This window comes from Nocardiopsis codii, assembly GCF_036327455.1.
GTDB classification, from domain to species: domain Bacteria; phylum Actinomycetota; class Actinomycetes; order Streptosporangiales; family Streptosporangiaceae; genus Nocardiopsis; species Nocardiopsis codii.
Window position 1 is genome coordinate 63,073 of sequence record NZ_JAUZMY010000013.1, and the last position, 24,224, is coordinate 87,296.

A 24,224-nucleotide genomic window follows, 5' to 3' on the forward strand; every position below is an offset into this window, starting at 1 on the left:
GCGAATCTACCTGCCCCATGGGACCTTCGTCCATTTCCCGTTACTCACTCGTTGTGAGCTGCGGAATCACCGAACGGGGTCAGGCCTCGGCCGCGGTGGCGGAGAGCTTCTGGGCGGCTTCCCAGTCCTCGCGGGTCTGCGGGTAGGGACGGGGCTCCTTGCGGCCGAGGCCGACCTTCTTCATGACGCCCGCGACCACGGCGAGGACGACGCTGAGGCCGAGCGCGATGAGGGTCCACATCACCAGTGCGCCGCCGAGGATGATGGCGACGGCCGCCACGGTCCAGGCCACGATCCAGGAGATCGTGAGGAACCAGGCGGAAACGGTGTTGCCGTGGTCGTCGTGGTGTTCGTCGGCCATCAGAGGTTCTCCTTAGATTCGGCTGGCCGTGCTGCCAGCGAGGCGGGTGCGGTGGCGTCCCCGGGGTCGGCGGGGTTCACGGACCGGCCGTCGTCCCCGGGTGCGTCGAGTGTGGGATCGTCACCGGCATCCAGCGATTTCCACAGGTCGGCGGGTGTCTCGGCCCGGGTCGCGCGCGGTGCGGCGTCCCGATCGTACCGGGTGCCCATGCCCGGCCAGGCAGGGGATCGCACCATCGCGAGGAGCCCGGCCAGGACCAGGAGCACGGCGCCTCCCGCGGCCATGGCGGGGCCGAGCGCGGCCAGGTGGGGGGCTGCGGCCACCTGCGCGGCGCCCCCGGCGTCGGTGGCGTTCTCCGTCACGGCCTCCAGGAGCGCGCCGGGCCTGGTGGCCCCCCACACGGCGCTCAGGGCGAGGACGCCGCCGGCGGCGACCAGGGCGCCGACCAGCCGCCGCGCCCAGCCGCGTGTGGCGTACAGGCCCGCGATACCGGCCAGCCCGGCCCATCCGATGCCGCTGGGCGCGCCGGTCAGGTCGGCGCCGGTGAGTGCGACGGGGACCGGTGGGACCGGTCCGGGAGCCGTGAGCTGGCCGGTCGCCCACTGCTGTCCGGCGGCGGCGAGCAGCAGTCCGGCGGCGGCGGCGAGGCCGAGCATGGTGAGGCCGTACTCGCGCCGGACGCGGGGGGAGAACGTGGAGGAACTCACAGCAGTCTCCCGGCGTCGAAGCACGTGCGGTCGCCGGTGTGGCAGGCGGCGCCCTCCTGGTCGACGCGGACCAGGAGTGTGTCACCGTCACAGTCCAGTGCGACCGACACCACACGCTGTGTGTGGCCCGACGTGGCGCCCTTGACCCAGTACTCGCCGCGGCTGCGCGACCAGTAGGTGGCGGCCCGGGTCGTGAGGGTGCGGTGCAGCGCCTCGTCGTCCATCCAGGCGAGCATGAGCACCTCCCCGGTGTCGTGCTGTTGTACGACGGCGGGGACGAGGCCGTCCGGGGTCCGCTTGAGTCGGGCGGCGATGGCCGGGTCGAGACTGGTGACGCTCATGCCTCCCAGGTTATGGGCGGCTGTCCAGCGGTCCGCACCGGGTGGCGCCCGGGGCGGGACGCCCCTTGGGGGCTTTCGTCCGGGGCGGTTAGAGTTCGTGCGTCCTCCACGGTTCGGTTGCCGTCGGCCGCCTGCGGCTTCCGGCCCGCTCCCCCGCCGCTTCCGTCCGCCACCTCCACCCTGGGAGTTCCGTGACCGCCGAGTCCCTGTCCGCCGACCTGGCCGGCAAGCCCGCAGCGCTGATCTCGCTCGCCACCCGCTTTCCCCGGTGGGACCCCTACGCCGCGCTTCCGGCCCTCCTGGACGACGAGCCGGCCGCCGTGCGCTTCGTGGGCCTGGGGTCGGCCCGTTACGCGTGCGAGGTGGCGGCGGCCCGGTTGCGGCGCGCGGGCATCGCGGCGAGCGCGGACCGCTCCTCGTCGGCGGAGCAGCCTCCGGCGGGCCCGGAGACGCTGGTGGTGGCGGTGTCCCTGGGGGGAGGGCAGCGGGAGCTGTACACGGTGTTGGACAGGTACGTGGCGCGGTCTCCGGTGATCGTGCTGGCCCCGTCCCCGGACATGGTGGTGGGGCACTACGCCGACCTGCTGGTGCCGCTGCACACGGGTGAGGAGGCCAGCGGGCTGGGGTGCCGCGCCTACCAGCACGCACTGGCCCTGCTCCTGCTGCTGGGGCACCGTCTGGGCGCGCCGGTGTCGGGGAGCAGTCAGAACTTCCCGGGGATGCTGCGCAGGGCGGCCAACGCCGCGAAGTCGCTGCTGGCGAGCGCACCGGAGTGGGTGCCCGAGGCGGCGCGGGTCCTGGAGTCGCCGCACGGCGTGCACCTGGTGGCCCCGGACGAGCGGATGGCGTCGGCGTCGCAGGGTGTCCAGGCCCTGCGCAAGGGGCCGGTGCGGGCCGCGTACGCGTGTGAGACGGGCGAGTGGTCGCACACCGACCGCTATCTGGCGGCCGTGACGGACTATCGGGCGCTGCTGTTCGCGGGGTCGGTCTACGACGAGCGGTTCGCCGAGCACCTGGGGCATCTGCGGGGTTCGTTCGTGGCCGTGGGCCCCACCCCCGGGCACGAGCGCGTGCCGGGGGCGGAGCTGACCGTGCGCTACCCGGGGGACTCCGACCCGGACGTGAGCCTCCTGGTGGAGCCGCTGGTGGCGGAGCTGCTGGCCGCCCACTGGTGGAGGGCGTCCCGCCGCTGACGGGACGCCCGGGGGTCAGGCGGAGGAGCTGACCCAGGAGGCGTACAGGTCGGCGTACACGCCGGGCCGTGCGACGAGTTCGTCGTGCGATCCGCTCTGGACGATGCGTCCGTCGTCGAAGACCAGGACCCGGTCGGCGGCCTCGGCGGTGGACAGGCGGTGTGCGATGGCCACGGAGGTGCGCCCCCGGGTGAGGCGGTCCAGGGCGCGCTGGATGCGGACCTCGGTGTGCGGGTCGACGGCCGAGGTGGCCTCGTCGAGGACGAGCAGGTCGGGGTCGGCGACGTAGGCGCGCACCAGGGCGACGAGCTGTCGCTCCCCCGCGGACAGGGACTCGCCGCGCTGGCCGACCGGTGTGTCCAGCCCGTGTGCGAGGGAGCCCAGCCACTCCGAGAGGCCGAGTTCGGTGACGGCCGCCTCCAGTTCGGCGTCGGTGCTCTCGGGGCGGGCGAAGCGGATGTTGTCGCCCAGGGAGCTGTCGAAGAGGAAGCCCTCCTGGGGCACCATGACGACGCGGCTGCGCAGGGAGGAGAACGCCACCTCGCGCAGGTCGGCGCCGTCCAGGCGCACGGTGCCCCGGGCGGGGTCCATGAGCCTGGTGAGGAGCTTGACGAAGGTGGTCTTGCCCGAGCCCGTCTCCCCCACGACCGCGACCCGGGTGCCCGGGGTGATCTCGACGGCGACGTCGTCCAGGACGACGGGGCCGTCGGGGTAGGAGTAGGTGACGTCGTCGAAGGTCACCCGGACGGGTCCGCGGGGCAGGACCTTGCCGGCCTCTCCCGGGTCGGCGATGTCGGGGGCCGTGTCGAGGACTCCCAGGACCCGGCGCCAGCCCGCGATGGCGTTCTGGGCCTCGTTGAAGATCTCGGTCGCCATCATCATGGGCTGGATGAACAGGGTGAGCAGGAACAGGAAGGCGATGAGCTGTCCGGCGGTCAGGTCGCCGCCCAGGCCGAGCCAGACGCCGACGAGGACCACGGCGGCGTTGCCGATCGCGGAGACGATCTCGGCGAAGGGCGAGACCGCCACGGACAGCCGCTGGGCGCGGATCTGTGAGCGGCGGGTCCTGTGCACGGTGGAGTCGATCCGCTCCGCGGTGCGCTGCTCGGTGCCGTGGGCGCGGATGACGGCGGCGCCCATGACGGTCTCGCCGATGACGCCGAGCATGTCGCCGGTGTTCTCGCGGACCTTCATGTACGCCTTGGACAGGTGCTTCTGGAGCCAGCGGACGCCGAACAGCAGGGGGAGGACGCAGACCCACACCACGAGGGTGAGTTCCCAGGAGTAGAACGCCATGAGGGTGGTCGCGACGAGGAGCTGGCCCGCGCTGACGAGCAGGAGCAGGCCGCCCCACTGCATGAAGGTGCTGATCTGGTCGACGTCGCTGGTGACGCGGGAGACCAGGGCGCCCTTGCGCTCGCTGTTCTGTGTGAGCACGGACAGGTCGTGGACGTGCCGGAACGCCTTGCGGCGCAGGGTGGCCAGGCCGGACTCGGTGGCCCGGTACAGGCGCACGTTCATCAGGTAGGACGCGACCATGGTGAGGACGAGGAGTCCGGCGCAGGTGGCCACCATGCGGGTGACGAAGGCGAGGTCGGGGCCTTCGGGCCCGGACAGCCCGTTGTCGATGATCTGCTGGACGGCGACCGGGACGACGATCTTGCCCGCCGTGGCGAAGACGGCGAACACCAGGGTCAGCCAGAGGCCCTTGGCGAACTCCGGGGAGAGCCGCAGGCCCCGCCGGACCGTGCCCATGGCGGTGTCGGTGGAGCGGTGCAGGGAGAGGAGCGGGTCGGCCGCGCCGTCCGCCTGTCGTCCCTGGTCCGGGTCGGGCCGCTGTTCGGCGCGGGTCCGGGCGGGTGCGCTCATCGGCTCGTCTCCTCGGTGGCGTGCGGGGCGGGTTCGAGTGGTCCGGGTTCCTCCGGGACGGGTTCGCGTTCGGCCTCGCTCTCGGCGGAGGCGCGTTCGTAGGCGGTGACCAGCCTGGTGTAGCCGGGAGAGGTGGTGAGGAGTTCGTCGTGGGTGCCGCGGGCCAGGACGCGGCCGCGTTCCATGTAGACGACCTCGTCGGCGAGTTCGATGGTGGCGCGGCGGTAGGCGACGACGACCACGGTGGCGGCGTCGTCGCGCTCACGCAGGCCCGCGAGGATCTGGGCCTCGATCTGCGGGTCGACCGCCGATGTCGCGTCGTCCATGATCAGCAGCCGGGGTCTGCGGACGACGGCGCGGGCCAGGGCGAGGCGCTGGCGCTGGCCGCCGGACAGGGTGGTGCCCTTCTCGCCGAGCGGGGCGTCGAGTCCGCCGTCGAGTTCCCTGATGAAGCCGTCGGCGCGGGCCAGGCGCAGTGCGGCCCACACCTGCTCGTCGTCGATGTCGCCGCCGAGGGTGATGTTGTCGCGGACGGTGTCCTCGAACACGAAGGTTCCCTGGGGCACGAGGGCGGCGTGCGCGGGGATCTGGTCGCGGGCGAGGTCGCGGAGGTCGACGCCGTCGAGGCTGATGTGGCCCGTGTCGGGGTCGACCAGGCGCATGAGGAGGGTGGTGAGCGTGGACTTGCCCGACCCGGTGGGGCCGACGAGGGCGACGGTGCGCCCGGGGGCGATGTCCAGGTCGACGCCGTTGAGGACGGTGGTGCGGGCGGTGGCGGCCTCGTCGTCCATCAGGTCGCGGCCGCCTCCGTCGGCGTCGTAGGAGTCCGCGTAGGAGAAGGTGACGCCGCGGGCGCTCAGGGCGATGCCGCGGGGGCTGTCCTCCAGGGTCCGCTCGCCGTGCTCCATGGCGCCGCCGGAGCTGAGGACGGACTGGACGCGGTCCCAGCCGACGACGCTGCGGGGCAGGTCGCCGAGGATCCACCCGAAGGAGCGGATCGGCAGGGCCAGGAGGGTGAAGAGGAAGGCGATCTGGACGAGGTCGCCGGGTTCGATGGCTCCGGTGGAGAGCCGCCACATGCCGAGGAGCAGGACGGCCAGCACTCCGAAGTTGGGCAGTGCCTCCATGACCGGGTCGAACATGGAGCGCATGCGGCCGACCTGGATGAGCGCGTCGCGGAGGCTGTGCGCGGACCGGGTGAAGCGCTCGGTCTCGGTGTCCTCCCTGCCGAGGGTCTTGACGACGAGGGCGCCGTCGAAGGACTCGTGGGCGACGCCGCTGACCTCGGCGCGCAGGGCCTGGGCACGGGAGGCCATGGGTGAGACCCGGCGTTGGAAGACGACGTTGGCCGCGGCCAGGACGGGGAAGACGACGAAGGCGACCAGGGCGAGTACCGGGTCGGTGATGAGCATGGCCGCGGCGGCGATGGCGAGCATGAAGACGCTGCCGACGGCCATGGGCAGCGGGGCGAGCGGCTGCCAGGCGGCCTCGACGTCGGCGTTGGCGTTGGAGAGCAGCTGTCCGGTGGGGTGGCGGTGGTGCCAGGACAGCGGGAGTTCGAGGTACTTGCGGGCGACGGCGCGGCGGTAGCGGGCCTGCATGCGGAACTGCATGAGGGCGGCGAGCATGCGGCGCACGGCGATGCCGGCGGCCTTGCCGAGGCCGACCGCGAGGAGCAGTGCGGCTGCGGCGGTGAGCGCGGCGGCGGTGGTGCTGCCCTGGGCGAAGGCGGGGAGGATGGTGGAGTCGGTGAGGTGGCCGAGGACGGAGGCCGAACCGACGGTGACGCCCGCGTGCAGCATGGCCCCGGCGACGGCGGCGAGGAAGATCCACGGTTCGGTGCGCGCGGCGACCCACAGGACGCGCATGCCCCGGCCGAAGACCCCGATGGCGGCGTCCGCGGCGTGGCCGCCGGGTTCGGCGCGGCCGGAGGGTTCCGGTGGCGCGGAGCCCTCCTCGGTTCCCGGATCCCTCGTGCTGGTGCCCTGCGCCATACGCCCCCCGTTCGTCTGCCTGCCGGCGCCGCCTGCGCGGCTCCGACCTCGCGCGCCGACGGCCTCCGGGCATGCCGAAGGGGACGTGGGCGCGTGTGTCGAGCCAACCTATCCAGCGGGACCGACAAGGTTCCACCGGATTGTTTCAGCGCGGTTCCCGCCGGGGCTATTCCGTGCGGCGGGGGGCGGGGCGGAGGCGGGACGCGGGTGCGCCCGGACCACCGGGGTGGTCCGGGCGCGGGGACGGTCGGAGCGGCCGTTCTCCGACCGCCTGCCTACGGCTGGTAGGTGATCAGCGCACGGAAGGTGAGGCGGCCGACGATGCCGTCGACCCCGATGCCGAAATCGCGCTGCGCGGCACGGACCGCGTTGGTGGTGCGGGTGCCGTACCGGCCGTCGACGGTCAGGCCGGCGTCGAACTTCGCGTTGAGCTCGCTCTGGATCATCTCGACGACGAGCCCGCGGCTGTTCGGGCCGAACTCACCGAAGGTGCGCTCGCGCAGCAGGAGCCAGGTCTCGTCGTCGAGCTCTCCGGTCTCGGCGAGGTGGTTCGGGTTGGCCGCCTGGTACCTCAGGATCGTCTGCTGGAGCGAGAGGTTGAAGAACCACGAGGTGGTGCTGTCCGAGCGGTAGCCGTGGTAGGCGAGCAGCTTGCGGGCCGCCTGGATGTCGACGGACCGGTCGCCCCTCTCGTAGTGCGGCCACGGCTCGGCCTCGATCTGGGCCACGACCTGGTTCGAGGTGCGGTCGAGGTCGTCGGCGGAAGCCGTGGGAGCGGTGGCGACGACGGTGGTGGCGGCGATCGCGGAGGCAGCGATCAGGGAGGCGATACGCCTACCAAAACCACCAAAGAAGTGCGGAAACATGCGAATTAAGGTCCTTCCCCCGTGGGTAATGGGAACTACAGAGACCATGCTCACACGAACCATCGGCGCGTCACCTCAACGCCACACGGAATCGACTACGTGTCGTCGCCAGAGCACGCGAAGGCCCCCGAGACGAGGTGTCCCGGGGGCCTCCTGCACCGCTGACCTGCGAAATTCCTCAGCGAACCGCGTGGCCCGCCTCTCGCAGGCTCCGCTTGACGTCGGCGACGGTGAACTCGCCGAAGTGGAAGACCGTCGCGGCCAGCACCGCGTCCGCCCCCGCCTCCACCGCCGGGGCGAAGTGCTCGACCGCCCCCGCGCCGCCGGACGCGATCAGCGGCACGTGGACACGGGCGCGCACCCCGCGGATGAGCTCCAGGTCGAACCCGGCCCTGGTGCCGTCGGCGTCCATCGAGTTGAGCAGGATCTCCCCCGCGCCCAGGTCGGCGGCGCGCTCGCACCACTCCAGGGCGTCGATCCCGGTCCCCTGGCGGCCCCCGTGGGTGGTGACCTCGAACCCGCTGGGGGTCGGCCGTCCTCCCTCGCGCACCCGCCGCACGTCGGCGGAGAGCACCAGGACCTGGCGGCCGAAGCGCTCGGCGATCTCCTCGATGAGCTCGGGCCGGGCGATCGCGGCCGTGTTCACGCCCACCTTGTCGGCGCCCGCCCGCAGCAGCCGGTCGACGTCGTCGGTGGTACGCACCCCGCCGCCCACGGTCAGCGGGATGAACACCTGGTCGGCGGTACGGCGGACCACGTCGTAGGTGGTCTCCCGGTCTCCGCTGGAGGCCGTGACGTCGAGGAAGGTGAGCTCGTCGGCGCCGGCGGCGTCGTAGGTGCCGGCCAGCTCCACCGGGTCGCCCGCGTCGCGCAGGTTCTCGAAGTTGACGCCCTTGACGACCCGCCCGGCGTCCACGTCCAGGCAGGGGATGACGCGCACGGCCAGGGTCACCGGGCCACGTCCTTCACGTCCCGCACCGTCGCCAGGGCGTCCTCCAGGGTGAACGCCCCCTCGTACAGCGCGGTGCCCATGATGGCGCCCTCGACCCCCAGCGGGACCAGGGTCGCGATCTGCCGCAGGTCGTCCAGGCTGGACACGCCGCCGCTGGCGACCACCGGCTTGTCGGTGCGCTCGCACACGGTGCGCAGCAGGTCCAGGTTCGGGCCCTTGAGGGTGCCGTCCTTGTTGACGTCGGTGACGACGTACCGGGCGCAGCCCTCCGACTCCAGGCGGTCCAGGGTCGCGAAGAGGTCGCCGCCGTCCCGGGTCCAGCCGCGCGCGGCCAGGGTCGTGCCGCGCACGTCCAGGCCGATCGCGATCCGGTCGCCGTGCTCGGCGATGATCCTGGCGCACCACTCCGGGTTCTCCAGGGCGGCGGTGCCGATGTTGACCCGGCGGCACCCGGTGGACAGGGCGGCGGCCAGCGACTCGTCGTCGCGGATGCCGCCGGACATCTCCACCTTGACGTCCAGGCGTCCAACGATGTCTCGCAGCAGGTCGCGGTTGTGGCCGCGTCCGAACGCGGCGTCCAGGTCCACCAGGTGGATCCACTCGGCCCCGGCGCTCTGCCAGGCCGTGGCGGCCTCGAAGGGGTCGCCGTACTGGCCCCCCGAACCCGCCTTGCCCTGGACGAGCTGGACGGCCTGCCCGCCCGCCACGTCCACGGCGGGAAGCAGTTCGAGTTCGGGGGACGACGTGGTGTGCTCGCCGGTCATGAAACCTTCTCGTACTCGGTGGGAAAACGTCGGTCAGAGGGTGGCGACCCAGTTGGCGAGCAGGCGGGCGCCCGCGTCGCCGGACTTCTCCGGGTGGAACTGGGTGGCGCACAGCGGGCCGTTCTCGACGGCGGCCACGAACGGCTCGCCGTGCTCGGCCCAGGTGACCCCGGGCTCGCGGATGCGCTCGTTGTGCGAGGAGAACTCCCACTCGCGCACCGCGTAGGAGTGCACGAAGTAGAAGCGCTCCCCGGGGCCGATCCCGGCGAAGAGCCGGGTGTCCTCGGGCGGCCGGACGGTGTTCCAGCCCATGTGCGGCACGATGGGCGCGCGCAGGCGGTCCACGGTCCCGGGCCACTCGCCGCAGCCCTCGGTCACCTGGTCCTCGGCCCGCGGGTCGGCCCGTTCCACGCCCTTGTCGAAGAGGACCTGCATCCCCACGCAGATGCCCAGGACGGGGCGCCCCCCGGCCACGCGCCGACCGATGATCCGGTCTCCGCCCGCCGCCCTGAGGCTGGACATGCAGGCGCTGAACGCGCCGACGCCCGGGACGACCAGGCCGTCCGCGTCCAGGGCGGCGTGCGGGTCGGAGGTGACGGTGACGTCGGCGCCGGTGCGCTCCATGGCGCGCTGCGCGGAGCGCAGGTTGCCGGAGCCGTAGTCGAAGACGACCACACGTGACGGCATTGGATCTGCCCTTCCTCTACAGGTAGCCCAGGCGCAGAGCGCCGGAGGCGGCGGCGAGCACGGTGCAGCCGGCCAGGGCGACGGCGATGAGCCTGTTGACCTTCCACATCGCGTAGGCGCCCCCGGCGAGGAACCCCGCCAGCACGACGAGGGCGATCCCCCACAGGTCGGTGTCCATCTACAGGGCGCCCTTGGTCGAGGGGATGCCGCTGACGCGCGGGTCCTTCTCGGTGGCGGAGCGCAGTGCGCGCGCCAGTGCCTTGAACTGGCACTCCACGATGTGGTGGGCGTTGCGCCCGTAGGGGACGCGGACGTGCAGGGCGACCCGCGCCTGGGCGACGAAGGACTCCAGGATGTGGCGGGTCATGGTGGTGTCGTAGTCGCGGCCGATGATCGGCGCCATGCCCTCGGGCTCGCTGTGGACCAGGTAGGGGCGGCCGGAGACGTCGACGGTCACCTCGGCCAGGGCCTCGTCGAGGGGCACCTTGGCGTCGGCGAAGCGGCGGATGCCGGCCTTGTCGCCGAGGGCCTCGCGGAAGGCGGCGCCCAGGGCCAGGGCGGTGTCCTCCATGGTGTGGTGCGAGTCGATGTGCAGGTCGCCCTCGGTGCGCACGGTCAGGTCGAACAGGCCGTGCTTGGCGAGCTGGTCGAGCATGTGGTCGAAGAACCCGACCCCGGTGGAGACGTCGGCGACGCCGGTGCCGTCCAGGTCGATCTCGACCAGGACCTTGGTTTCCTTGGTTGCGCGTTCGACGCGCCCGATGCGGCTCATGGTGACTCTCCCGGTGGTTCTGGCGGGTGTGGTGGGGCGGGGACGGTGCCCGTCCCGGCCTGTCGGCCGGGGCACGGCGGCGCGGTCAGCGTCCGGTCGCGTGGAGGAGCGCGGACCGGAACGCGGCCATCTCCTCCGGGGTGCCGACGGTGACGCGCAGCCAGCCGGGCGGGCCGACCTCGCGGATGAGGACCTGGCGGTCGAGCATCGCCTGCCACACCGCGGTGCGGTCGTCGAACTCACCGAACAGGACGAAGTTCGCGTCGGAGTCGGCCACGGCGAACCCGTGCTCGCGCAGCCAGGCGACCAGGGCGTCGCGTTCGGCACGCAGGTCGTCGACGGCGCCGAGGAGTTCGTCGGCGTGGTCGAGTGCGGTGAGCGCGACCGTCTGGGTGACGGCGGACAGGTGGTAGGGCAGGCGGACCAGCTGGAGCGCGTCGACCACGGCCGGGTGCGCGGCCAGGTAGCCGACGCGGGCCCCTGCCAGGGCGAACGCCTTGGACATGGTGCGCGAGACGATCAGCCTGGGGTGGTCCTCCAGCAGGGTGAGGGCGCTGGGGGTGCCCGTGCGGCGGAACTCGGCGTAGGCCTCGTCCACGACCACGACCCCCGGCGCCGCGTCGGCGATCCGCTCGATGTCGGCGATGTCCAGCGCTGTGCCGGTGGGGTTGTTGGGCGAGGTGAGGAAGACCACGCTGGGCCGGTGCTCGGCGATCGCGGCCAGGGCCGCCCCGGTGTCGATCCGGAAGTCGGCGTCGCGGGGCACGGACGCCCATCCCGTCCCGGTACCCCGGGAGATGATCGGGTGCATCGAGTAGGACGGCTCGAAGCCCAGGGCGACCCGGCCTGGGCCGCCGAAGGCCTGGAGGATCTGCTGGAGGATCTCGTTGGATCCGTTGGCGGCCCACACGTGGGCGCCGGTCAGACCGTGGCCGAGGTAGGCGGCCAGGCCCTCGCGCAGGCGGACCGCGTCCCGGTCGGGGTAGCGGTTGAGGCCCAGCGCGGTGGCGGCGACGGCGTCGGCCAGGGCCCTGGCCAGGCGCGGTGAGGGCGCGTGCGGGTTCTCGTTGGTGTTGAGCACCACGGGCACGTCCAGTTGGGGTGCGCCGTAGGGCGAGCGGCCCCGCAGGTCGTCGCGGAGTGGCAGGTCGTTCAGGGTGAAGCTCACGGGTTCCACGCTCATGGTCGGTTGTGGGCGGGCGGGCGTGCGGGACCCCTGCGGCCGGTGCGGCCACGCGGTCCCCCGCGCCCGGACGTCCGCCGGGTGGTCGGCCGTCGGGCTCAGGCCGTCGTCGGGTCCGTACGCGCGGCGACGGCCTCGCCGTGCGCGGGCAGGTCCTCGGCGTCGGCCAGGGTGATGACGTGATGGGCGACGTCGGCCAGCGCGTCACGGTCGTAGTCCACGATGTGCACCCCGCGCAGGAACGTCTGCACGCTCAGGCCGCCGGAGTGGCAGGCGCAGCCGCCGGTGGGCAGCACGTGGTTGGAACCCGCGGCGTAGTCGCCGAGGGAGACCGGTGAGAAGTCGCCGACGAAGACCGCGCCCGCGTTGCGCACGCGTGCGGCCCACGCGGGGGCGTCCTCGGTCATGATCTCCAGGTGTTCGGCGGCGTAGGCGTTCACGACCGCGAGCCCCTGGTCGAGGTCGTCCACCAGGACGATGCCGGACTGCGGGCCGGACAGGGCCTCGCGGACGCGGTCGCTGTGCTTGGTGGCGGCGACGCGCCGCTCCAGGTGCCGGGTGACGGCGTCGGCGAGCGCCTCGTCGGGGGTGACCAGGACGGAGGCCGCGACGACGTCGTGCTCGGCCTGGCTGACGAGGTCGGCGGCGACGTAGTCGGCGTTGGCGGTGGCGTCCGCCAGGATCGCGATCTCGGTGGGTCCGGCCTCGGCGTCGATGCCGATGACGCCCTTGAGGAGCCGTTTGGCCGCCGCCACCCAGATGTTGCCCGGGCCGGTGACCATGTCGGCGCGCTCGCACCCGCCGGCGCCGTAGGCGAACATGGCGATGGCCTGTGCGCCGCCGACCGCGTAGACCTCGTCGACGCCGAGCAGGGCGCACGCGGCGAGGATGGTCGGGTGCGGCAGGCCGCCGAAGTCGCTCTGCGGCGGTGAGGTGACCGCCAGGGAGCGCACCCCCGCCTCCTGGGCGGGGACGACGTTCATGATGACGCTGGAGGGGTAGACGGCCCGGCCGCCCGGTACGTAGAGGCCGACGCGGTCGACCGGGATCCACTTCTCGGTGACGGTGCCGCCGGGGACGACCTGCGTGGTGTGGTCGGTGCGGCGCTGGTCGCGGTGGACCTTGCGGGCGCGGCGGATCGACTCCTCCAGAGCGGCGCGCACGGCCGGGTCGAGGTCGGCCAGGGCCGCCTTGATCGTCTCGGCGGGTACGCGGATGTCCGTGAGCCGGACGCCGTCGAAGCGCTCGGTGAGCTCGATCAGCGCCTCGGTCCCCCGATGGCGTACGTCCTCGCAGATGGGACGTACGCGGTCGGCGGCTGCCGCCACGTCCAGTTCCGCGCGCGGAAGGGCTTCGCGCGGGTCGCCTTGGGTGCCTCGGAGGTCGATTCGACTGATCACGGGCCCAGTCTAGGGGGCCTCGTCCATTCGGTGGGTGGTGGTGTCCGGATGATGGACACCACACCTCCGCCACCGGCGGGTACGCGTACCAGGGGACCTGGGCGGACCACCGCCAGGAATGTCCGGAATAAGTGTCGCCTAACTTTGGGACACCTAACCTAATTAAGCTTCCGAAAGGCTTGCCTAACAAATGGCGACGCGTTTTCACGAGTTTCGCGAAACGCTTTTGTATGAGTTATCGTGGGACCATGAGTTCGAACAAGAACAGCGATAGCCACCTTTCCAAGTTCCACAGACTCCTGGTCGACCAGGTGCGGCACGAGTTCACGGCCTCGCACCAGTACGTGGCCGTCGCCGCCTGGTTCGACGACCAGGACCTGCCCCAGCTCGCGCGGGTCTTCTACGAGCAGTCCCTGGAGGAGAGGGACCACGCGATGATGATCGTGCGGTTCCTTCTCGACAGCGACATCCACTTCGCCATCCCCGCCGTGGACGAGATCGAGACCGCTTTCTCCGCTCCCCGCGACCTGGTGGCCCTCGCCCTGCGCCAGGAGCGCGAGGTGACCGACCAGTTCCAGCGCCTGGCCAAGGTCGCCCGTGACGAGGACGACTACACGGGCGAGCAGTTCCTCCAGTGGTTCATCCAGGAGCAGACGGAGGAGGTCGCCAAGATGTCGACCCTCCTCAACGTGGTGGACCGCGCGGAGGGCAACCTCTTCGACGTGGAGACCTTCGTCGCCCGCGACATGCCCAGCGAGGACAACGGCAGCCAGGGCGCTCCCGGCACCGCCGGCCCCTCGGTCTCCTGACCGCGCGGCCCGTCGATGCGGCGGGCGACCCCGTCCCACACGGCCCGGGGCCGGGCGCCCGTTCCCGAGGGGGGAACGGTGCGCGGGCCCCGGGCCGCGCCCGTGCCCGGACGCGCCGACCCGTCCGACGCCGTACCCCGCGGTGGGAAGGCATACTGGGAGCATGCCTGTGGCCCTGCCGATCTTTCCGTTGAACACCGTGCTGTTCCCCGGTATGACCGTTCCCCTGCACGTCTTCGAGCGGCGGTACCGGGCCCTGGTATCGGAACTGCTCGGCCCCACCCTTGCCCAGAGCGAGGTGACCGGACGCGACCGGGGCCCGCGCCGGTTCGGCGTGGTGTGGATCGAACTGGGGCACGAGGTCGCCGCCGAGTCGGGCCAGGGCGCCGGCGGGGCGGACACGGGGGTGCCCACCATCGGCGGCCCCGGGACCTCGCTGCCCAGGGTGGCGGCCACCGGGTGCACCGCCCTGCTGCGCAACGTCCGCACCTACGACGACGGCCGCTACGACCTGGTCGTGGAGGGCGGGGCCCGGTTCACCGTCACCGACCTGTCGGAGGTGGACGCCTCCTCGCCCGAGGTGTACTCGACCGCGTCGGTGTCGTTCCTGCCCGAACCCCTGGGTCCGGACGCCGAGGAGCACGCCGAGCACGTGCGGGACCTGTTCGGTGTCTACTCCCAGCGGTTGGCGTCGATCGGGATGTCCCCGGACCCCGCGCCCGAACTTCCCAAGGACCCCATCGCCCTCTCCTACTCCGTGGCCGCCTCGGTCGTGCTGGACCAGGCCGAGAAGCAGCGGATGCTGGAGGCGGAGGACGCCGCGACACGGCTGGCGGTGGCGGCGAGGTTCCTGCGCAGGGAGAACCGCATCGTGGCGGCCCCCTCCCTGCCCAACCTGCCGGCGGGCCCCTTCCTCAACAACGGCGTCTCGTTCAACTGACCCGGGGCGGGGGCCCGATCCGCGTCCCCGGACACCGCGGCCCCGTCCCCGCCGCGGGCCCTCCTCCGCGTCTCGCGGACGCGGGTCCGGCCGGCTGTTCGGACAGGTACGGTCGGGCGCGGCGCACCCGGGACCGGCCCGGACGCGTCGCTCGGGCCGTCGACACACATCCGCGCGTTCGCGCACAGACAGAGACCAGGAAGCCGATGAGCGCAAAAGCCACACCCGCGACCGTGGCCGCCGGACGGACCAAGACCACGTACACCCTGCACCCCTACGAGGTGGACGGCGCTTCGGAGGGCCATTCCTACGGCGCGGACGCCGCCGACGCGATCGGGGTCCCGCACGAGCACGTCTTCAAGACGCTGATCGCCGAGGTGGACGGGGTGTTCACGGTCGGGGTCGTCCCGGTGAGCACCTCGCTCGACCTCAAGGCGCTGGCCGCGGCGGTCGGCGGCAAGAAGGCCGCCATGGCCGACCCCGCCAGGGCGGAGAAGGTCACCGGCTACGTCCGCGGCGGGATCAGCCCGTTGGGCCAGCGCAAACGCCTGCGGACGGTGATCGACTCGTCGGTGACGGACCTGTCCTCCGTCTACGTCTCGGCGGGGCGGCGCGGTCTGCAGATGGAGCTGAGGCCGCGCGACCTGATCTCGCTCACCGAGGCGGTCACCGCCCCGATCGGCGTCGGCTGACCCCGTCCCCGGGCAGGGGACGCCGGGGCGGGCACACGGACGGCGATCCCCGGGGGCGGGCGGTCCCGGGGAGCCCGCGAGGACCTGTTGCCGGGCCCCCTACCCGAGGGTAGCTTTGTGACATGCGCGACATTTCATCCCCCTTTTCCTCTGTTCCCGGTATGTTCACCTCCCGCGTCGCCGCGTCCGGTGACGCCGAGGCGTTCAGCTACCCCGTCCCGGACCCGAGCGGCGCCCCCGAGAGGTGGGAGACCCTCACCTGGTCCCAGACCCTCGACCGCGTACGCGACCTCGCTCTGGGCCTGCACTCCCTGGGGGTGACCTCCCAGGCCCGGTGCGCGATCGCCTCCAGCACCCGGATGGAGTGGATCCTCGCCGACCTGGCCATCCTGTGCGCCGGCGGTGCCTCGACCACCGTCTACCCCTCCAGCACCCCGCCCGACTGCGCCTACATCGTCTCCGACTCCGGCAGCATGGTGGTCTTCGCCGAGGACGCCGCACAGGTGGCCAAACTCGTCGACCAGCGGGCACAGGTGCCCGGGGTGTCCAAGGTGGTCGTCTTCGACGGTGACGGAGACGGCGACTGGGTCATCACCCTCGCCGAGCTGGCCGCCCTGGGCGCGCGGGTCCGCGCCGAGAGACCCGGCCTGTTCGACGAGCTCGTCGAGGCCGTCCGGCCCGAGCACCTGGCCACCCTCATCTACACCTCCGGCAGCACCGGCAGGCCCAAGGGCGTGCGCCTGGACCACTCCAACTGGCTGTACGAGGCCCAGGCCATCCAGGACCTCGACGACGAGATGCGCGGACAGGGCTGGGAGATGCTCACCGCGGACGACGTCCAGTACCTGTGGCTGCCCCTGTCCCACGTCTTCGGCAAACTCATGCAGGTCAGCCAGTTGCGGATCGGTTTCCGGACGGCCGTGGACGGCCGGGTCGACAAGATCGTGGACAACCTGGCCGTCGTGCAGCCCACCTTCATGGCCGCCGCGCCGCGCATCTTCGAGAAGGTGTACAACCGGGTCGTCATGCAGGCCAAGGAGGGCGGCGCTGCCAAGTACCGGATCTTCCGATGGGCCGTGGGCGTGGGCGACCGGGTCGCCCGCCTGAAGGAGGACGGCCGGACGCCCACCGGGCTGCTGGCCGTCCAGCACCAGGTCGCCGACCGGCTCGTGTTCGCCAAACTGCGGGCGCGCTTCGGCGAGCGCCTGAAGTTCTTCGTCTCCGGCAGCGCGCCGCTCTCCCCCGACATCGGCCGGTTCTTCTACGGCGCCGGGATCATCATCCTGGAGGGCTACGGCCTCACGGAGACCAGCGCCGGGACGTTCCTCAACAGGCCGGGCTCGGTCCGCTTCGGCACGGTGGGGCTTCCCATGCCCGGTACGGAGGTCAGGATCGCCGAGGACGGCGAGATCCTCATCCGGGGCGGCTGCGTGATGCGCGGCTACCACAACCTGTCCGGGGCCACCGAGGAGGCGCTCGGCCCGGACGGCTGGTTCGCCACCGGCGACATCGGCGCCCTGGAGGACGGGCGCCTGCGGATCACCGACCGCAAGAAGGAACTGATCAAGACGTCCGGCGGCAAGTACGTGGCTCCGCAGGGCATCGAGAGCCGGTTCAAGGCCCTGTGCCCCTACGTGAGCAACCTGGTCGTGCACGGGGACAGGCGCCCCTACTGCACGGCGCTGGTGGCCCTGGACCCCGAGGCGATCGGCGTCTGGGCCGCCGAGAACGGGCTGGGCGCGCTCGACTACGCGGGCCTGACCGGGGAGCCGAGGGTCCGGGCGATGGTGCAGGAGGCTGTCGACGAACTCAACCGGGGGCTGCCCCGGCACGAGACGGTCAAGAAGTTCACCATCCTCCCCCACGACCTGTCCGTGGAGGAGGGCGAGATCACGCCCAGTCTGAAGATGCGGCGGCGGGCGATCGAGAACAAGTACCGGGGGCTCCTCGACGGCATGTACGAGGACGCGGTCCAGACGCTCTGAGGGGTCGGTGCGACCGGCAGGTCAGCGCCCGGACTCCTCCGGGCCGGGCCGGTCGTGTTCGGCCGCGACCGGTGCGCCGGGGTCGGACTGCGCCGACGGCTCCGCACCGTCCCGCGGCGCCCGCTCCGCGGCACCCTCCGCTGCCCCCTCGTCCGCCTCCGGCGCGGGGGCGCTCGGGGGCACCCCGGGCAGGTCGCGGCGGACGAGGCTGATGGCGTCGAGCAGGCCGTACTGGAGCACGAACACGAACGGCCAGGCCACGAGGAACGCGGTCGCGTCCAGGTGGAGCCCGGTCACGACCGTCGAACCGGGCTCGGCGGCGGCGACGGCGGCGTGCGCCGCGCCGTCCAGGGCCACCCCGACGCGCCAGGTGAGCACGGCGCCCGCGACCGACCCCAGGAACCCCGCGACGAGGACGACCAGGCGCAGGTCCTGGAGGCGGCGCAGAGCCAGGGGGAACTGGACCATGTAGGCCCCGTAGCCGGCGACCAGGCCCGCGAGCGCCGTCATGACGACGAAATAGCCCTCACCGGCGAACACGTCCTCGGTGGTGCCGGTGAAGACCTGCCCGTCGCCCAGCGCGGTGCCCTCCGCCCGGGGTGCGAACTGCCACCACACCAGGCCCAACAGCGCGCCCAGCAGAACCAGGGCCCCGAGGACGCACGCCCCCGCGGCCAGCTGTCGTACCGGCGCCGACGTGCCCGCGCGGTTCTGCTCCGTCATCTCCCCAACTCTCCTCGCCCCGTCCCGGTCCCACCCCGGAAAACCAGTGGATACGGGGCATAGCCGGAACGGAGAATACCGGCATGAGCGACAAGAACAGCCCTCTGACCGCACCCCGGCTCCCTCGTGTCGACCCGCCCCTGGCCGCCGACGAGCGCACCATGCTCACCAGTTATCTGGACCGGCAGCGCGCCACGGTCCATCTCAAGTGCGCCGGGCTGTCCTCCGAGCTGTCCGGCTCGGCGCCGCTCCCGACCTCTCCGCTGATGACCGCGGGCGGCCTCGTGTCCCATCTGCGGTGGGTGGAGGCGTTCTGGTTCGAGGTGGTGATGCTCAACCAGCCCGACCTCGCCCCCTACTCGCGGGAGGACCCGGACGCCGAGTTCCGGGTCGGCGCCGAGCTGCCGCTGCCCCGGCTGCTCGACGAGTACGCCGCCCAGTGCGCGCGTTCGCGCGAGATCGCCGCCCGGCTGGAGCTCGGGGCGTCGGCACGCCGTTCACGTCCGCAGCCGACCCTGCGCTGGGTTCTGCTGCACATGGTCGAGGAGACCGCCCGCCACAACGGACACCTGGACGTCCTGCGCGAACTCGCCGACGGGGTGACCGGCCGGTAGGACCCCGGGGGAGCACGAACAGGCGCCTGCGGCACGACCGCCCACGGGCGCCTTCGTCGTCTCCGGCCGCCCCCGCCCGAGCCGGGAAATGCCGGGGAAATGCGCTGGCGCGGGCGTGGCGCCGACTGGACAATACGGGGATGACAGACGAGAACACCCTCCTGAACACCCCGGGCCGTGTCGACCCGCCCATGGCCGCCGACGAGCGGACCATGCTCACGACGTGGCTGGAGTGGCACCGCGCCACGGTCCACGCCAAGTGCGTGGGCCTGTCCCCCGAGCTCGCCACCGCGACCCCGCTGCCGACGTCACCGCTGACGAGCATCGGCGCCGTCGTGTCCCACCTGCGCTGGGTGGAGCACGCCTGGTTCGAGACGCGCCTGATGGGGCTGCCCGGCAGAGGGCACGCCACCCGCGAGGACCCTGACGCCGACTGGCGGCGGGGCGGCGAGGTTCCGCTGCACCGGCTGCTCGCCGAGTACGAGGAGCAGTGCGCGCGCTCACGCGAGATCACCGACCGGCTCGACCTGGACTCCGTGGCGCTGACCGCCCGCCGAGGCGAGGAGCCCACCACCCTGCGCTGGGTGCTGGTGCACATGGTCGAGGAGACCGCCCGCCACAACGGACACCTGGACGTCCTGCGCGAACTCGCCGACGGGGTGACCGGCGAGTAGGGGCGGGGATCCCGGACGGCCGAGGGGCCCGTGAACGCGTCGCGTTCACGGGCCCCTCCCCCGTTCCCGGTCTCAGACCCCGGTGTCGTCGTCGGGCTCCGGCCCGGTGTCCTCCTCGGCCAGGATCAGGTACAGGCTGCGCCTGGTCTCGGCGAGGAGCCGCTTGGCACGGTCCAGCTGGTCGGAGGTGCCGGCCTGGGCGACCTGTGCGGCGGCCGCGGCGAGCTGGTACGCCAGACCGCTGATCTCCTCGTAGCGCGACTGGCTGTCGGCGTAGGCGTCGGCGACGGCCTCCCAGGGCGGGGTGAGCCCGGCGCCGTTCTCCTCCAGGTAGGCGATGCCCTCCTCGGTGAGCTTGTAGGGCCGGCGCCGCCCCTCACCCTCCTCCTGCGTGACGAGGCCCTCGTCCTCCAGCTGCTGGAGCATCGGGTAGACGGAGCCGGGGCTGGGCCGCCACATGCCGCCGCTGCGGTCCCGGCCCTCGCGGATGATCTCGTATCCGCTGCGCGGTTCCTCCGCGATGAGCAGCAGGATGCCCGTGCGGACGTCGCCGCGCTTGGCCCGGTGCCCGCCCCTACGGCGTCCCCCCTCGGGACCGCCGCGCGGACCGCCGGCTCCGAAGCCGCCGAACGGGCCTCCGGGACCGAAGTGGCCTCCGCCGCCCCAGGGCCCGGCCCCCGGCGGCATGCCGGGGGGCGGCGGGGGCGGGGGGCCCGGCGGGACGAACCGGGACCGGCCGTGGTCGTGCCCGTGCTCGTGCCCTCCGTGCTCGTGTCCGTGCTCGTGGTGGTGGGGTCCGTGGGGTGCCTCGGGCGGACGCCCCCAGGGGCCGCGCGCGTTCCAGGACCAGGGACCGGGAAGTGCCATAGCGCTCATGGTGCTCTCCTTCTGTCGATACAGAGCGACTGTCTTGCTCTGTTCTGATAGGTCAAAGATATATCGTTCACTTTTCCTCGGCAAGTCCCGGGCACAGAAAAATCCCCGCGGGCCGCACCACGCGGCCCACGGGGATCCTGGTCGGACGGGGTCAGTAGTCGACCGCGAACGCCCCCAGCAGGCTCTTCACCTCGCCGTTGAACTCCGGGGAGATCCGCACCGAGTAGCGGTCCACGGCGTAGATCCTCGACCGGACCGGGTTGTCCACCCTGATCCGCACCGGGGTCGCCCCCTGGTGTGTGGCCAGCACCTGGCGCAGGTCACCGACCAGTTCCGGGGTGAGGCGCTTCTCGTCCACCGTCAGCAGGACAGGCGGCTCGCCCTCGGTGATGTGCGAGATGTCCAGGATGGACATCTCCGAGGCGAACATCGACCACGTGCCGTCCCGGTCGTTCAGACGGCCCTTGACCGTGACCGCCGTGTCCTCCAGCAGCGCCTCCACGTACAGCGGGTAGGTCTTGGGGAAGAAGAGCACCTCCATGCTGGCGTCCAGGTCCTCGACCGTGGCGATCGCCCACTGGTTGCCCGCCTTGTTGGTGCGCTTGTCCACCTTGGAGATCAGCCCGGAGATCCTCACCTCGCCGCGCTCACGACCCAGGTCGCCCGCGACGATCTGCGCGATGGAGGTGTCCCGCGAACGGGCCAGGACGCGCTCGGCGCCCGCCAGCGGGTGGCTGGACACGTACAGGCCCAGCATCTCCCGCTCGAACGCCAGCTTGGTCTTGCGGTCCCACTCCTCGTCGCCCCAGTTGATGTTGAGGCCGATGGGGGTGGAGTCGCCGCCCTCCTCCGCGCCGCCGAACAGGTCGAACTGGCCGTGCGCCTCCTGCTTCTTGGAGCTGATCATGCCGTCGACCGCGGTCTCGTGGTGGCGGTACAGCTCGCGGCGCGGCTGGCCCAGCGAGTCGAAGCCGCCCGCCTTGACCAGCGACTCGATGACCCTCTTGTTGCAGGCCGCCAGCTCGATCTTGGCGAGGAAGTCCGTGAAGGACGTGTACTTGCCCTTCTCGGTGCGGGTCTTGACGACGGAGTTGACCACGTTGGCGCCGACGTTGCGGACCGCGCCCATGCCGAAGCGGATGTCCTTGCCGACGGGGGTGAAGCGCAGACCCGACTCGTTGACGTCGGGCGGCAGCACCTTGATGCCCTGCGCGCGGCACTCGGCGAGGTAGACCGCCATCTTGTCCTTGTCGTCGCTGACCGAGGTCAGCAGCGCGGCCATGTACGCGGCGGGGTAGTTGGCCTTGAGGTAGGCCGTCCAGTAGGAGACCAGCGCGTACCCGGCGGCGTGCGACTTGTTGAACGCGTACCCGGCGAAGGGGAGCATGACGTCCCACAGGGCCTGGATGGCGTCCCTGGAGAAGCCCCTCTCCATGGCGCCGGGGAAGAACTTGGCCTCCTCCTCCTCCAGCGCCTCCTTCTTCTTCTTGCCCATCGCGCGGCGCATGAGGTCGGCGCCGCCCAGCGTGTATCCGGCCAACTGCTGGGCGATGGCCATGATCTGCTCCTGATACACGATCAGGTGGAAGGTCTCCTGGAGGATCGGCTCCAGGGCGTCCTTGAGCTCCGGGTGGATCGCGGTGACGTCCTGGCGCCCGTTCGACCGGTCGGCGTAGTCGTTGTGCGCGTTCGCGGCCATCGGGCCGGGCCGGTACAGGGCGTTGACCGCCGCGATGTCACCGAACTTCTTCGGCTGCATCCGCTTGAGCAGGTTGCGCATGGCGCCGCCGTCCAGCTGGAACACGCCCAGGGTGTCGCCGCGCGAGAGGAGCTGGTAGGTCTTCTTGTCGTCCAGCGGAAGCTTGATGAGGTCGATGTCGACCCCCTCCGCCTCCTTGATGCTCTTGACCGCGTCGTCCATGATCGTCAGGTTGCGCAGGCCCAGGAAGTCCATCTTGAGCAGGCCCATGTCCTCGCACTGAGGATAGGGAAAGCCCGTGATGATGGCCCCGTCGTTGTCGCGCTTGTGCAGCGGGATGACGTCGAGCAGGGGCTCCTTGGAGAGGATGACGCCCGCCGCGTGCACGCCGGTGCCCCGGGTCAGGCCCTCGATGCCCCGTGCGGTCTCCATGACCTTGTTGACCTGCGGGTCGTTGTCGACGAGTCCGCGCAGCTCGGTCGTCTCCGAGTACCGCTCGTGCTCGGTGTTGAACACCGCGTCGAGCGGGATCTCCTTGCCGCCGACCGCGGCCGGGAACGCCTTGGTGATCTGGTCGCCCACCGAGTAGGGCATGCCCAGGATGCGGGTGGAGTCCTTCACCGCGGCCTTGGCCTTGATGGTGCCGAAGGTGAGGATCTGCGCGACCCGCTCCTCGCCGTAGAGCCGGGTGACGTACTCGATCATCTCCCCGCGCCTACGCTCGTCGAAGTCCAGGTCGACATCGGGCATGGAGACGCGCTCGGGGTTGAGGAACCGCTCGAACAGCAGGCCGTGTTCGAGCGGGTCGAGGTCGGTGATGCCCAGGACGTAGGCGATCATCGACCCGGCGGCGGAACCGCGGCCCGGGCCCAGGGCGATCTTGCTCTTGCGCGCGTACTGGCAGATGTCGGCGACCACGAGGAAGTAGGCCGGGAAGCCCATCTCGTTGATGATCGCGAGCTCGAACTCGACCCGCTTCTGGACGTCGTCGCCGGCCCCGGCGGGGTAGCGCGTCGGCAGCAGCCGCTGGACCTCCTTGGCCAGCCAGGAGGCCTGGGACTCCCCCTCCGGCACGGGGAAGACCGGCATCAGGTCGCGGTGCGCGAACACGTTGTCGTAGGCGCCCGGTTCGACGCGCTCGGCGACGAGCAGGGTGTTCTTGCAGCCCTGCTTCCACTCGTCGAAGTCGAGGATGCCGCGCATCTCGTCGGCGGTCTTGAGGTAGTAGCCCGAGCCGTTGAACCGGAAGCGCGTGGGGTCGTCCAGGTTCTTGCCCACGCCCACCGCCAGCAGCGCGTCGTGCGCCGCCGACTGGTTCTCGTACACGTAGTGGGAGTCGTTGGTCACCAGCGGCGGGATGTCGAGCTCGCGGCCGACCTTGAGGAGGCCGTCGCGAACCTCCTTCTCGATGCTCACGCCGTGGTCCATCAGCTCCAGGAAGACGTTGTCCCGGCCGAAGATGTCCTGCAGGCCCGCCGCGTACTCGATGGCCTCCTTCTCCTGGCCCAGGCGCAGGCGCGTCTGCACGCCGCCCGACGGGCAGCCGGTGCTGACGATGATGCCCTCGCTGTGCTCGGCCATCAGGTCCAGGTCCATGCGGGGCTTCATGTAGTAGCCCTCCATGGACGCCAGCGACGACATCCGGAACAGGTTGCGCAGGCCCGCCTCGTTCTGCGCCAGCATCGTCATGTGGAGGTAGCGTCCACCGCCGGAGATGTCCTTGCCGCCCTCGGAGGAGACGTCGTCCGACCCGCTGGACCGGCCCCAGAACACCCGCTTCTTGTGGAACCGCGACTCGGGCGCCACGTACGCCTCGATGCCGATGATCGGGGTGACCCCGGTCCCCTTCGACTGCTGGTAGAACTCGTAGGCGCCGAACATGTTGCCGTGGTCGGTCATCGCGACCGCCGGCATCCCCAGCCTCGCCGCCTCCTTGAAGAGGGGCTTCAGCTTCGCGGCCCCGTCCAGCATGGAGTACTCGGTGTGGACGTGCAGATGGGCGAAGGAATCGGCCATGGTTCGGGTGCCCCCATGAGGGTCGTAGGACGGGTGGTATCTCCCGAGCCTACGACTTCCCCACGACGCTCGTGCCCCCCTGTGGACAAAGTCCGCGCGGCGCCCCG

Annotated in this window: 23 protein-coding genes; 7 read left to right on the plus strand and 16 right to left on the minus strand. The window is 71.7% G+C overall.

What is annotated here, in order from left to right:
* Positions 1–79: 79 nt before the first annotated feature.
* The 3 genes from Q8791_RS14780 to hisI are packed head-to-tail and all read right to left on the minus strand — an operon-like array spanning position 80 to position 1,409.
* Positions 80–361, minus strand: coding sequence for an HGxxPAAW family protein (locus tag Q8791_RS14780; RefSeq protein WP_330092271.1), 282 nt, complete (start codon positions 359–361; stop codon positions 80–82).
* The gene (locus tag Q8791_RS14785; RefSeq protein WP_330092272.1) at positions 361–1,068 is read right to left on the minus strand and encodes a Trp biosynthesis-associated membrane protein; all 708 of its coding nucleotides are present in this window, start codon (positions 1,066–1,068) and stop codon (positions 361–363) included. The genes Q8791_RS14780 and Q8791_RS14785 overlap by 1 nt, the downstream gene beginning before the upstream one ends.
* Positions 1,065–1,409 carry a phosphoribosyl-AMP cyclohydrolase gene (gene hisI / locus Q8791_RS14790; protein ID WP_330092273.1) on the minus strand — a complete coding sequence of 115 codons (345 nt, stop codon included), beginning with the start codon at positions 1,407–1,409 and terminating at the stop codon, positions 1,065–1,067. Before hisI ends, Q8791_RS14785 begins: the two co-directional genes overlap by 4 nt.
* A 191-nt stretch (positions 1,410–1,600) precedes the next feature.
* Here hisI and Q8791_RS14795 point away from each other — a divergent pair, with 191 nt between their 5' ends.
* The gene (locus Q8791_RS14795) at positions 1,601–2,602 is read left to right on the plus strand and encodes a sugar isomerase (protein ID WP_330092274.1); all 1,002 of its coding nucleotides are present in this window, start codon (positions 1,601–1,603) and stop codon (positions 2,600–2,602) included.
* Between the two features lie 15 nt (positions 2,603–2,617).
* Here the strand turns inward: Q8791_RS14795 and Q8791_RS14800 are convergent, their stop codons facing one another.
* The 10 genes from Q8791_RS14800 to hisD all read right to left on the minus strand — a co-directional run bounded on the left by Q8791_RS14800 (position 2,618) and on the right by hisD (position 13,089).
* Entirely contained in the window at positions 2,618–4,471 is a 1,854-nt protein-coding gene (locus Q8791_RS14800) for an ABC transporter ATP-binding protein (protein ID WP_330092275.1), read from the minus strand.
* Positions 4,468–6,465 carry an ABC transporter ATP-binding protein gene (locus tag Q8791_RS14805; RefSeq protein WP_330092276.1) on the minus strand — a complete coding sequence of 666 codons (1,998 nt, stop codon included), beginning with the start codon at positions 6,463–6,465 and terminating at the stop codon, positions 4,468–4,470. Before Q8791_RS14805 ends, Q8791_RS14800 begins: the two co-directional genes overlap by 4 nt.
* Before the next feature lie 275 nt (positions 6,466–6,740).
* Entirely contained in the window at positions 6,741–7,331 is a 591-nt protein-coding gene (locus Q8791_RS14810) for a peptidoglycan-binding domain-containing protein (protein ID WP_330092277.1), read from the minus strand.
* 178 nt (positions 7,332–7,509) lie between these two features.
* Entirely contained in the window at positions 7,510–8,283 is a 774-nt protein-coding gene (gene hisF, locus Q8791_RS14815) for an imidazole glycerol phosphate synthase subunit HisF (protein WP_330092278.1), read from the minus strand.
* Entirely contained in the window at positions 8,280–9,047 is a 768-nt protein-coding gene (gene priA / locus Q8791_RS14820) for a bifunctional 1-(5-phosphoribosyl)-5-((5-phosphoribosylamino)methylideneamino)imidazole-4-carboxamide isomerase/phosphoribosylanthranilate isomerase PriA (RefSeq protein WP_330092279.1), read from the minus strand. The genes hisF and priA overlap by 4 nt, the downstream gene beginning before the upstream one ends.
* Positions 9,048–9,080: 33 nt before the next feature.
* Positions 9,081–9,734 carry an imidazole glycerol phosphate synthase subunit HisH gene (gene hisH, locus Q8791_RS14825; RefSeq protein WP_330092280.1) on the minus strand — a complete coding sequence of 218 codons (654 nt, stop codon included), beginning with the start codon at positions 9,732–9,734 and terminating at the stop codon, positions 9,081–9,083.
* A 16-nt stretch (positions 9,735–9,750) separates the two neighbouring features.
* Positions 9,751–9,912 (minus strand): hypothetical protein, encoded by a 162-nt coding sequence (locus Q8791_RS14830; protein ID WP_330092281.1) that lies wholly within the window; start codon positions 9,910–9,912, stop codon positions 9,751–9,753.
* On the minus strand, positions 9,913–10,506 hold the full coding sequence (gene hisB, locus Q8791_RS14835; RefSeq protein ID WP_267945782.1) for an imidazoleglycerol-phosphate dehydratase HisB: 594 nt from the start codon (positions 10,504–10,506) through the stop codon (positions 9,913–9,915).
* 85 nt (positions 10,507–10,591) lie between these two features.
* Positions 10,592–11,689, minus strand: coding sequence for a histidinol-phosphate transaminase (locus Q8791_RS14840; RefSeq protein WP_330092282.1), 1,098 nt, complete (start codon positions 11,687–11,689; stop codon positions 10,592–10,594).
* A gap of 98 nt (positions 11,690–11,787) precedes the next feature.
* A complete protein-coding gene (gene hisD, locus Q8791_RS14845) occupies positions 11,788–13,089 on the minus strand; it encodes a histidinol dehydrogenase (RefSeq protein WP_330092283.1) in 1,302 nt (433 codons plus the stop codon).
* 248 nt (positions 13,090–13,337) lie between these two features.
* Between hisD and Q8791_RS14850 the strand changes: the two genes are divergently transcribed.
* From Q8791_RS14850 to Q8791_RS14865, 4 genes are all read left to right on the plus strand, one after another.
* Positions 13,338–13,898 carry a ferritin gene (locus tag Q8791_RS14850; RefSeq protein ID WP_330092284.1) on the plus strand — a complete coding sequence of 187 codons (561 nt, stop codon included), beginning with the start codon at positions 13,338–13,340 and terminating at the stop codon, positions 13,896–13,898.
* A gap of 163 nt (positions 13,899–14,061) precedes the next feature.
* On the plus strand, positions 14,062–14,838 hold the full coding sequence (locus tag Q8791_RS14855) for an LON peptidase substrate-binding domain-containing protein (protein WP_330092285.1): 777 nt from the start codon (positions 14,062–14,064) through the stop codon (positions 14,836–14,838).
* A gap of 206 nt (positions 14,839–15,044) precedes the next feature.
* Positions 15,045–15,530, plus strand: coding sequence for a Cys-tRNA(Pro) deacylase (ybaK, locus tag Q8791_RS14860; protein ID WP_330092286.1), 486 nt, complete (start codon positions 15,045–15,047; stop codon positions 15,528–15,530).
* A 122-nt stretch (positions 15,531–15,652) separates the two neighbouring features.
* A complete protein-coding gene (locus Q8791_RS14865; RefSeq protein ID WP_330092287.1) occupies positions 15,653–17,515 on the plus strand; it encodes an AMP-dependent synthetase/ligase in 1,863 nt (620 codons plus the stop codon).
* Between the two features lie 21 nt (positions 17,516–17,536).
* Here the strand turns inward: Q8791_RS14865 and Q8791_RS14870 are convergent, their stop codons facing one another.
* Positions 17,537–18,238, minus strand: a complete 702-nt coding sequence (locus Q8791_RS14870) for a hypothetical protein (RefSeq protein WP_330092288.1) — start codon at positions 18,236–18,238, stop codon at positions 17,537–17,539.
* A gap of 83 nt (positions 18,239–18,321) precedes the next feature.
* On the opposite strand from Q8791_RS14870, the gene Q8791_RS14875 reads away from it, so the two are divergent.
* Complete coding sequence (locus Q8791_RS14875; protein ID WP_330092289.1) at positions 18,322–18,852, plus strand: DinB family protein; 531 nt, start codon at positions 18,322–18,324, stop codon at positions 18,850–18,852.
* A 140-nt stretch (positions 18,853–18,992) separates the two neighbouring features.
* On the plus strand, positions 18,993–19,526 hold the full coding sequence (locus Q8791_RS14880; protein WP_330092290.1) for a DinB family protein: 534 nt from the start codon (positions 18,993–18,995) through the stop codon (positions 19,524–19,526).
* 72 nt (positions 19,527–19,598) lie between these two features.
* Here the strand turns inward: Q8791_RS14880 and Q8791_RS14885 are convergent, their stop codons facing one another.
* A complete protein-coding gene (locus Q8791_RS14885; RefSeq protein WP_330092291.1) occupies positions 19,599–20,402 on the minus strand; it encodes a PadR family transcriptional regulator in 804 nt (267 codons plus the stop codon).
* A 151-nt stretch (positions 20,403–20,553) separates the two neighbouring features.
* Positions 20,554–24,117 carry a DNA polymerase III subunit alpha gene (dnaE, locus tag Q8791_RS14890; protein WP_330092292.1) on the minus strand — a complete coding sequence of 1,188 codons (3,564 nt, stop codon included), beginning with the start codon at positions 24,115–24,117 and terminating at the stop codon, positions 20,554–20,556.
* Positions 24,118–24,224 lie beyond the last annotated feature (107 nt).

Coding starts and splice junctions, on each gene's coding strand:
- ybaK (WP_330092286.1), top strand. CDS start 15,045: ATGAGCGCAAAAGCCACACCCGCGACCGTGGCCGCCGGACGGACCAAG.
- Q8791_RS14885 (WP_330092291.1), bottom strand. CDS start 20,402: ATGAGCGCTATGGCACTTCCCGGTCCCTGGTCCTGGAACGCGCGCGGC.
- Q8791_RS14870 (WP_330092288.1), bottom strand. CDS start 18,238: ATGACGGAGCAGAACCGCGCGGGCACGTCGGCGCCGGTACGACAGCTG.
- Q8791_RS14805 (WP_330092276.1), bottom strand. CDS start 6,465: ATGGCGCAGGGCACCAGCACGAGGGATCCGGGAACCGAGGAGGGCTCC.
- Q8791_RS14850 (WP_330092284.1), top strand. CDS start 13,338: ATGAGTTCGAACAAGAACAGCGATAGCCACCTTTCCAAGTTCCACAGA.
- Q8791_RS14800 (WP_330092275.1), bottom strand. CDS start 4,471: ATGAGCGCACCCGCCCGGACCCGCGCCGAACAGCGGCCCGACCCGGAC.
- Q8791_RS14875 (WP_330092289.1), top strand. CDS start 18,322: ATGAGCGACAAGAACAGCCCTCTGACCGCACCCCGGCTCCCTCGTGTC.
- Q8791_RS14855 (WP_330092285.1), top strand. CDS start 14,062: ATGCCTGTGGCCCTGCCGATCTTTCCGTTGAACACCGTGCTGTTCCCC.
- priA (WP_330092279.1), bottom strand. CDS start 9,047: ATGACCGGCGAGCACACCACGTCGTCCCCCGAACTCGAACTGCTTCCC.
- Q8791_RS14830 (WP_330092281.1), bottom strand. CDS start 9,912: ATGGACACCGACCTGTGGGGGATCGCCCTCGTCGTGCTGGCGGGGTTC.
- dnaE (WP_330092292.1), bottom strand. CDS start 24,117: ATGGCCGATTCCTTCGCCCATCTGCACGTCCACACCGAGTACTCCATG.
- hisH (WP_330092280.1), bottom strand. CDS start 9,734: ATGCCGTCACGTGTGGTCGTCTTCGACTACGGCTCCGGCAACCTGCGC.
- Q8791_RS14780 (WP_330092271.1), bottom strand. CDS start 361: ATGGCCGACGAACACCACGACGACCACGGCAACACCGTTTCCGCCTGG.
- Q8791_RS14810 (WP_330092277.1), bottom strand. CDS start 7,331: ATGTTTCCGCACTTCTTTGGTGGTTTTGGTAGGCGTATCGCCTCCCTG.
- hisB (WP_267945782.1), bottom strand. CDS start 10,506: ATGAGCCGCATCGGGCGCGTCGAACGCGCAACCAAGGAAACCAAGGTC.
- hisI (WP_330092273.1), bottom strand. CDS start 1,409: ATGAGCGTCACCAGTCTCGACCCGGCCATCGCCGCCCGACTCAAGCGG.
- Q8791_RS14880 (WP_330092290.1), top strand. CDS start 18,993: ATGACAGACGAGAACACCCTCCTGAACACCCCGGGCCGTGTCGACCCG.
- Q8791_RS14840 (WP_330092282.1), bottom strand. CDS start 11,689: ATGAGCGTGGAACCCGTGAGCTTCACCCTGAACGACCTGCCACTCCGC.
- Q8791_RS14865 (WP_330092287.1), top strand. CDS start 15,653: ATGCGCGACATTTCATCCCCCTTTTCCTCTGTTCCCGGTATGTTCACC.